Below are 8,392 nucleotides of genomic sequence, written 5' to 3'. Positions count from 1 at the left end.
CAACCAGGCGCTGCTCGCCGCTGGCGCTGTCCGATACCAGCACCGCCGCGTCGCGCACTTCGGGGTGGCCCAGCAGCGCAGCATGAATTTCCCCAAGCTCGATCCGGAAGCCCCGGATCTTCACCTGATCGTCGTTGCGGCCCAGATATTCGAGGTCGCCATCGGGCATGCGCCGCGCCAGATCGCCCGAGCGGTACAGACGTGAACCTGATGCGCCGTAGGGGTCCGGCACGAAACGCTGCGCCGTGAGCTCCGGGCGTCCCAGATAGCCACGTGCGAGACCCGCGCCGCCCACGTACAGTTCGCCCACCGCGCCCACCGGCACGCGGTTCAGGTCCGCGTCCAGCACGTGCAGCGTGAGGTCATCGAGCGGCGCGCCAATCACGCTGCGAGCGTCGTGCAAGGCTGCTTCGTCCAGGGCGCGGTGTGTCACGTGGACTGTCGTCTCCGTGATGCCGTACATGTTCACGAGAGCCGGCAGCACGCCCTTGCGGCGCGCGCCGTCTGCCCAGCGCGCAAGCGCTGCCGGCTCCAGCCGTTCGCCGCCGAAGATCACTGCCCGCAGCGACGCGAGCGTGTGGTCGCTGTCAGCCTGTGTCAGTTGCACGAACGCCGACGGCGTCTGGTTCAACACTGTCACCCGCTCTTCGCGCAGCAGCGTATGGAACGCCGACGGCTCGCGCGCGGTCCAGTGCGGCACGATCACAAGCCGTCCACCATGCACCAGCGCGCCGAAGATCTCCCACACCGAGAAGTCGAATGCGTAGGAGTGGAACAGCGTCCAGACGTCGTTTGCGTCGAATGCAAAACGCGCCTGCGTCGCGTCGAACAGGCGCGCGACATTCTCATGCGTGACGCCGACGCCCTTCGGCAAGCCCGTCGAACCCGACGTGTAGATCACATACGCTAGCTGTTGCGGATGCACCAGCGCATCATTCGCACCGTTCGCCTCAGCGAGCGCGGCAGTCTCACGCAGCGCGGCAGCATCGAGCGTCGGCCGCGAGCCGAACAGCGCCGCATGCTGCGCGAGGCTCGGTGCGTCGGTCACGATCAGACAAAGCTGTGAATCATCCACGATGTGCGCAAGACGCTCCGCCGGATACGACGGATCGAGCGGCACATAGGTCGCTCCCGCACGCAACACACCGAGCAGCGAGGCAACCAGTGCCGCCGAGCGCTGCATCGCGACACCGACACGCACTTCCGCCGTCGCCCCCAGGCGTCGCAGTTCATGCGCAATCGCACGTGACCAGGCATCGAGCTGCGCATACGTCACCTGCTCGCTGCCATCGCTCAGCGCAATGGCGTCAGGACGCGCAGCCGCCCGTGCAGCAATACGCGCCGTCACCGGCTCGAAAGCAAAAGCGGCCGGCACCGCGACAACTTCGGGCGCATCACCGCGTGCGAGATCGCGCAGCCTCACATCCGGATCGCCCGCTTCCACCAGCGCCGTCGCGAGGCGATCCAGCATCCGCTCGAAATGCTCGGCGACGCACGCAACGCCGTCAGCGGACACGCGTGCAGCATGCCGGTGCCACTCCAGCCTGAGCCTGTCGCCGCCGCCCACATGGCGCGGCGCGACGACCAGCATCAGCGGCAGGTGGCTGCGGTTGTGAGCCTCGACAGCGCGCACTCGCGGCACACTGCCAAGCGCACCTAGCGCGTCGTCGAGCGGATAGTTTTCGAACACGATCAGGCTATCGAACAGCGCGTCCACGCTCGAGTTCGCCCATTGCTGCAAGCTCACGAGCGGCGTGTGCTCGACGTCGCGCAATTGCGCGTTATGCCGCTGCAACCCCGCCAGCCAGGACCGCACTGTCGCATCAGGCTCGACGTCGATCCACAGCGGCAGGCTGTTGATGAACAGGCCAACGGTCGATTGCGCCTCGGGCAGATCGACCGGGCGGCCGGATACCGTCATGCCGAAAGCCACCTGCGCTCGCCCGGAAAAGCGCGCGAGCACGAGCGCCCACGCACCCTGCACGAGCGTGTTCAGCGTGACCTGCGCACGCTGCGCAGCGCGCTGCAGCCGTACGTGAGACGCGCCGTCGAGTTCGCGGACCACCACTTGCGCCGCCCCGCTGTCGGCCACGCTGTCGGCACCGCTATCGGCACCGTTCGCGGACGACGGCCGGAACGCGTTGCCAAGCGCGTCGGCAAGGCGCGCCGGTTCGTCGAGCGTCGCAAGGCGTGCGCGCCAGAACGGCCCCGTGTCCGGCTGGCGCCGCAGCCAGCGCACGTAATTCGCGTAGGGCGCGCCCGCCGTCGTATCGGCGACGCCGCCCGCCGCGAGCGCCGCGTACGCGCGTGTCACTTCCGTCACAACCTGAGCGGTACTCCAGCCGTCCGTCAACGCGTGATGGTGGGTCCACAACAGGTCGTGCGGGCCGTCGGGGCGCTCGAAAACATCGACGCGCATCAACGGAGCGACACCCGGCTCGAAGCCGCGTGCAACCAGCACCTCGCGCGCCGTGTGGTACGCCGCTTCGTATTGCTCGTCTGTCGACGCCGTCCGCGCATGCAGTTCAAACGGCATCCGCGCGTGCCGTTCGACGATCTGCAACGCCTCGCCGCCGGCCGGCCACACGAAGCGCGTGCGCAAGACTGGATGGCGTGCGACGACAACCTCCCACGCAGCCCTCATCGTCTCGACCCGCAGCGCGTCGATCGTCAAACGCAACTGCGAGACGTACAAGCCGGGTTCACCTTCGAACATGCCGTGGAACAACAAGCCCTGCTGCATCGGGGTGGCCGGATAGACCGCTTCGACTGCATCACGCGAGACACCGGTCTGCGCGAACCACGCATCGTCGGCGGCGGTTTGCGCCGGCTGCGCCACGGCGGCCGTCGCACGCGGCATTGCGCTCGTCCCCGCAGCCGCGACGGGAACGGCGACGCGCGCCGCCGCTTCGATCGTCGGGTACTCGAACATCTGTTTCGGCGTCAGTTTGAGACCCGCGCCGCGCGCCTTGGCGATGATCTGCAGGCTCATGATCGAATCGCCGCCAATTTCGAAGTAGTTGTCGGTTACGCCAATATCGTCGCGCTTGAGCACCAGCTTCCAGATGTTGGCGAGCGTGCGTTCGGCATCGTTGCGCGGCTCGACGCGCTTTGCGTCGGCCGTCTCGATCTGGCCTGGCGCGGGCAGCGCCGCACGGTCGACCTTGCCGTTCGGCGTCAGCGGCAGCGCGGCCAGCACCTGAAACGACGACGGCACCATGTAGTCCGGCAGCTCCGCGGCAAGATGCGCGCGGATCGCGTCGACGTCGAGCGCTTCGGCTGCCGTCAGATAGGCGGCGAGGCGCAGCGCGGCGCCTTCGCTCTCGGCATGCGCGATCACCACCGCGTCGCGCACGCCGTCTTCGGCGCGCAGGCGCGCGGCGATCTCTTCCGGCTCGACACGAAAACCGCGAATCTTCACCTGGTCGTCGAGGCGGCCAAGGAATGCGAACTCGCCGTCCGGCAAGCGTCGGCTCTTGTCGCCTGTCCGGTAAAGCCGTGCGCCGCGACCGTCGGGATCGGGCACGAAGCGCTCAGCCGTGAGCGATGCCCGGTTCAGATACCCATACGCGACGCTCGCGCCGCCGATGCACAATTCGCCCGCCGCGCCCTTAGGCACGGCATTGCCGCCGGTGTCGACGATGCGCGCTTCAACGTGCGCGAGCGGCTTGCCGAGCGGCAGCGTCGCGGCACGACTGTCCGCGCCGTTGCGCGTGAGCACGCCGACCGCCGTCTCCGTCGGGCCGTAGTGGTTGAGCAGCCGGCATTCGGGCCGCAGCGCCGCGATGCGCTGCGCCAGACGCGTCGGCGCGGGCTCGCCGCCCATCAGCAAGCAGCGGCGCGGCAGCGCGGATTCGGGCGACTGCGCCTGCAACAACGCGTCCAGATGGCTCGGCACGATCTTCAGGAGATCGACCGCATGCGCGTGCATGTAGGCGGCAAACACGTCCGGATCAGCGGCAATCTGGGCGTCGATCAGATGCAGGGTCCAGCCGTGCCACAGCGCACCGAACAACGAGGTGTGGCCGAGATCGGCGGCAGGTGTCGACAGATAGGCGGCGCTCTCGATATCCTCGGGCAGCCGTTCGGACACGCCGCGCAGATACGCGGCGAGCGCCGCGTGGCTGAGCACGACGCCCTTGGGCCGGCCAGTCGACCCCGAGGTGTAGATCACATACGCGGGCCACACGAAAATGCCGTCGTCGGGCTGCGGTGTCGGGCCAGTGTCATCAATGCTATCGACGCCATCGACGTTATCCGCGTGATGGCCGGCACCACGCGCCGTGTGCGGATCGAGCGTGGCCACACCGTCAGGCAACCAGCCTGGCGCAGCAACTTCTGCAGCGGCATCCGATGCCACTGCACCCGTCACCACCACGCGCGCGCCGCAGTCCTCAGCCTGCCAGCGCAAGCGCGCGGGCGGCAACGCCGGATCGAGCGGCACGTAACACGCACGCACCCGCCAGACCGCGAGAATCGTCGCGACAAGCGCCGCGCAGCGCGGCAAAGCGAGCACGACGTGATCGCCGGGCCGCACGCCTTCGGCGATCAGCGCCGCCGCGAGCCGGCCGGACCATGCCCACAGATCGCGCCAGGAAAGCGGCCCCGCGCTATCGACAAGCGCAATGGCGTCCGGCCGTTCGATGGCAAACCGCGCGACGCGGGCGGGAAGATAATCGGTGTCGAAATAAATGGCTTGCATGGTGTCCGTGATCTGATCCTGGTGTCTGACGCCCGCACTGGCAAGCGCGGGGTCGATGCATTGAGGTGGATGAAGGCGCCGCGCTCAAAGCGCGTAAGCACCCGCGACGGGCGCTGGGCCGTGCGCCGCTTCGTCGTCGTTGAGGCTGAATTCGCCGAGCGCGCGCTGCGGAGCGTCGGCGATCTGTTCGAGTAGCTCGACGTAGTGCCACGCAAACTGCGCGACGAACGCGTCGTCGTACAGCTCGGCTGCGTACGCGAACACGCAATGGAGTCCGTCAGCGCCCTGGCGCAAGACGTCGAGCGCGAGTTCGAAACGGGCGTCGCTCGCGTCGGCGTCGACGAGTGCGCAATTCACGCCGTCGATATCCAGTGCGGTGTCGAATTCGTCGTGCAGGACGAACTTGATCTGCGCCAGCGGAGTGCCGCCCAGCGGAGTGCCGCCCGCGCGGCGCGCGGACTGCAGCGCCGCCACGACGCGCTCGAACGGCACATCGGCGTTCGCTTGCGCATCGATGCTGTCGTCGCGCACCTCGCGCAGCAGTGCGGCGAACGGCTTGGCGCCTTTCACGGACGCGCGCATCGCGAGCGTGTTGACGAAAAAGCCGATCAGGTCTTCCGTCTCGAGCCGGTCGCGGCCCGCGACGGGCACCGCGACCACCACGTCTTGCGCGCCGCTGTAACGGGACAGCAGCGCGGCGAACGCAGCGAGCAGCACCATGAACAGCGTGGCGTTCTCCGCACGCGCAAGCATGTCGAGACGGCCGGCGAGCGAGGCAGGAATCCGCGCGGCAACGCGGGCCGCGCGCGGATCGTAGGGACGGCCACGCTCATGTGCGCTCGGCAGGTCGAGCGGCGCGTCGTAGCCCGCGAGACGGCCGCGCCAGTAGTCGAGTTGCGCCTCGAGTTGCGCGCCGCCGTCACCGCTAAAGCGTTCGCGCTGCCACGCTGCGTAATCGGCGTACTGAACGGGCGGCGCAGGCAGCACGGAGGTATCGCCGTGCAGCGCCGCGCGATAGCCGGCCGCGAAATCGCGCAGCAGCACATTGATCGACCAGCCATCGGAGACGATGTGATGCATCACGAAGTGCAGCACATGGCGCCCGGAGCCGCGGGTAAACAGCGTCGCGCGAAACAGCGGCCCGCGTGTCAGATCGAAGGGCTCACGGGCACGCCGGCGCAACTGAGCGTCGAACTCGGCGGGCGTGGCGTTGCGCACGTCGGCGGTTTCCCAGCGCCACGCGTCGGCGCTGTGCTCGACCGGTACGATGATCTGGCGCGCCGCGTCGCCGCTGTCGTCAAAGCGTGTGCGCAGCATCTCGTGACGGCGCACCAGTGCATCCAGCGAGCTTTTTGCGGCGGCGGCGTCGAGCGGACCCATCAACGAAAGCGCGGCCGAAATGTTGTAGGCAGGGCTATCCGGCTCGAGTTGCCAGAGCACCCATAGACGCTCCTGCGGCAGCGATAGCGGCGCGTCGCCCACCTCGCTCCTCGTCAGTGCAGGAACGGCACCAGCAGCGTGCGACGGCGCGGCCCACCACGCATCGAGCGCGGCGGCCAGACTCGCGAGCGTCGGGTGGCTGAACAGCAGGCCGAGCGGCACCTCGCGGCCCAGATGCGCGCGCAACCGCGATGCGACCTTCAACGCCAGCAGCGAACGGCCGCCGAGCGCGAAAAAGTCGTCCGACCCGCGCGGTGCCGGTATCTCGAGCACTTCGCTCCACGCTTGGGCGACGGCTTGCTCGGTCGGCGTCCAGACAGCGGCGCAAGCGCTATTCGCAAGTGCCTCCGTGGCACTCGGTTGCGGCCGCGCCGATCGCGCGTCGTACACTGCGAACGGCACAAGTGCGCCGCTGCGCCACGCGCTCACGCATGCGCTGCGCTGCAGTTTTCCGCTCGACGTGCGCGGCAGATCGCCAGGCTCCAGCAGCAGGATCAACGCGGCTTCGTATTGGAACGCTTCGCCGAGCACCGCGGCGATCGCGGCGAAGATCGTCTCCGGCGCCACCTGGCGCGCCCGGCCGCGCGGCACTTCAGCGGCCACGCCGATCGCCTCGGCGCCGTCGGCGGCTTCCACCGCGAACGCCGTAACGCGGCCGCGGCGCAGCCATTCGACGCGATCCGCCAGCACCGTTTCGAGATCCTGCGGATAGACGTTCTCACCGCGCAGCACGATCATGTCCTTGCGGCGCCCGCAGAAGAACAACTGGCCGCCGTCGACAAAAGCCAGATCGCCTGTCCTGAGCCAGCGCCCCGGGAAGCCTGGCGCATCGTCGAGAAAGACGGCGGCGCTCGCCTCGGGGTTCTGCCAGTAACCGTGCGTGATGCTCGGACCGCCGCACCAGACCTCGCCGACGCGACGCTCCGGCAAGCGCTCGCGCGTGTCCGGATCGACGATGGCCAGCGCATGCCCCAGCGCAATCACGCCGCAGCCGACCACGGCCTTGCCGTCGCTGTCGTCAGCGCCCAGCAGCGCGACGGGCGAGGCCTGCGCCAGCGCCGCCGTTGAAAAGCGCGTTTCCGGTGCGCCTGTCCCGACCTCGACACCTGTCACGAATAGCGTTGCCTCGGCAAGCCCGTAGCATGCGTACATAGCGCGCGGATCGAGGCCGTGGGCGCTGAAGCGCGCGGCGAAACCAGCAAGCGTGGTCTGCCGGATCGGTTCGGAGCCGCAGAAGGCCACGCGTAACGACGAGAGATTGAGTCCGGCGAGTTGCGCATCGCGCACGCGGTCTGTGCAGAGGCGATATGCGAAATCTGGGCCGCCCGTGACGGTCGCGCGTTCGCGCGCGATGCCCGCAAGCCAGCGCGCCGGGCGTTCGAGAAAATGCAGCGGCGAAATCAGGGTGACCTGAAAGCCGCACAGCACGGGCATCAGCACGCTGCCGATCAGCCCCATGTCGTGATAGAGCGGCAGCCAGGAGAACATGCGATCGCCGACGCGGCAGCCCATGCCGCGTGACATCGCGCTAACGTTCGCACACACGTTCGCATGACTAACCATTACACCTTTCGGCGCCGACGTCGAACCGGATGTGTATTGCAGAAACGAGACGGCATCGGGGTCTGCCTGGTCGATGCAAAAACCGTCATCCTCTGTGTTTTCATTGCCTTCGCCGGGCGACACGAGCGTAGCGCCGCCGAGAGGAAGCCCGGATTCCGCACCCGCGAAACCGGCGTGCGACGCTTCGTCGAGCACCGCGATGCGCGCCACGCAATCCTGCGCCATACGCCGCAGCCGTTCGACGTGTCCGCTTTGCAGCGCTTCGGGCGGATAGGCCGGGACCGCGATCATCCCCGCGTACTGGCAGGCGAAGAACGAGACGATGTAATCGAGCCCGGTTGGCAGCATCAGCAGCACGCGGTCGTTCGGACCGCCGTGCCTGCGCAGTACGGCCGCGAAGCGGCGGGCGCGGGCATCGAGCCCCGCGTAGGTCAACTCGCATGCGCTTGCTTCGCCGTCCGTCAGAAAACGCACCGCCACCTGCTGGGGGCACTGGCCGGCATGCCACTTCAGCACCGACACCAGGTCGCTCGCGGGCGCCGCAGGTGCGTTGGCGGCATTGAACGTGGAATTGGCCACTGCATTGGGCACCGCGTCGGCCACCTTGGCCGGGTTCGTCGCGTGCGTGTCCGCGCCATCGTGGCGCGGCGTATAGATAACAGACATCCTCGCCTCCCGAGATTTGCC

2 protein-coding genes are annotated in these 8,392 nt (G+C 68.2%); both read right to left on the bottom strand.

Annotated features, from left to right (window positions below; genetic code table 11):
• The coding region (locus BLQ92_RS37540; protein ID WP_143016749.1) for a non-ribosomal peptide synthetase at positions 1-4,702 on the bottom strand (4,702 nt) is incomplete at its 3' end.
• A gap of 84 nt (positions 4,703-4,786) precedes the next feature.
• A complete protein-coding gene (locus tag BLQ92_RS37535) occupies positions 4,787-8,371 on the bottom strand; it encodes a condensation domain-containing protein (protein ID WP_090695770.1) in 3,585 nt (1,194 codons plus the stop codon).
• Between the last annotated feature and the right edge of the window lie 21 nt (positions 8,372-8,392).

This window comes from Paraburkholderia phenazinium (genome assembly GCF_900100735.1).
GTDB lineage: Bacteria > Pseudomonadota > Gammaproteobacteria > Burkholderiales > Burkholderiaceae > Paraburkholderia > Paraburkholderia phenazinia.
Note: the sequence above shows the minus strand (reverse complement) of the source record. Positions and strands in the feature narration are given on the sequence as shown.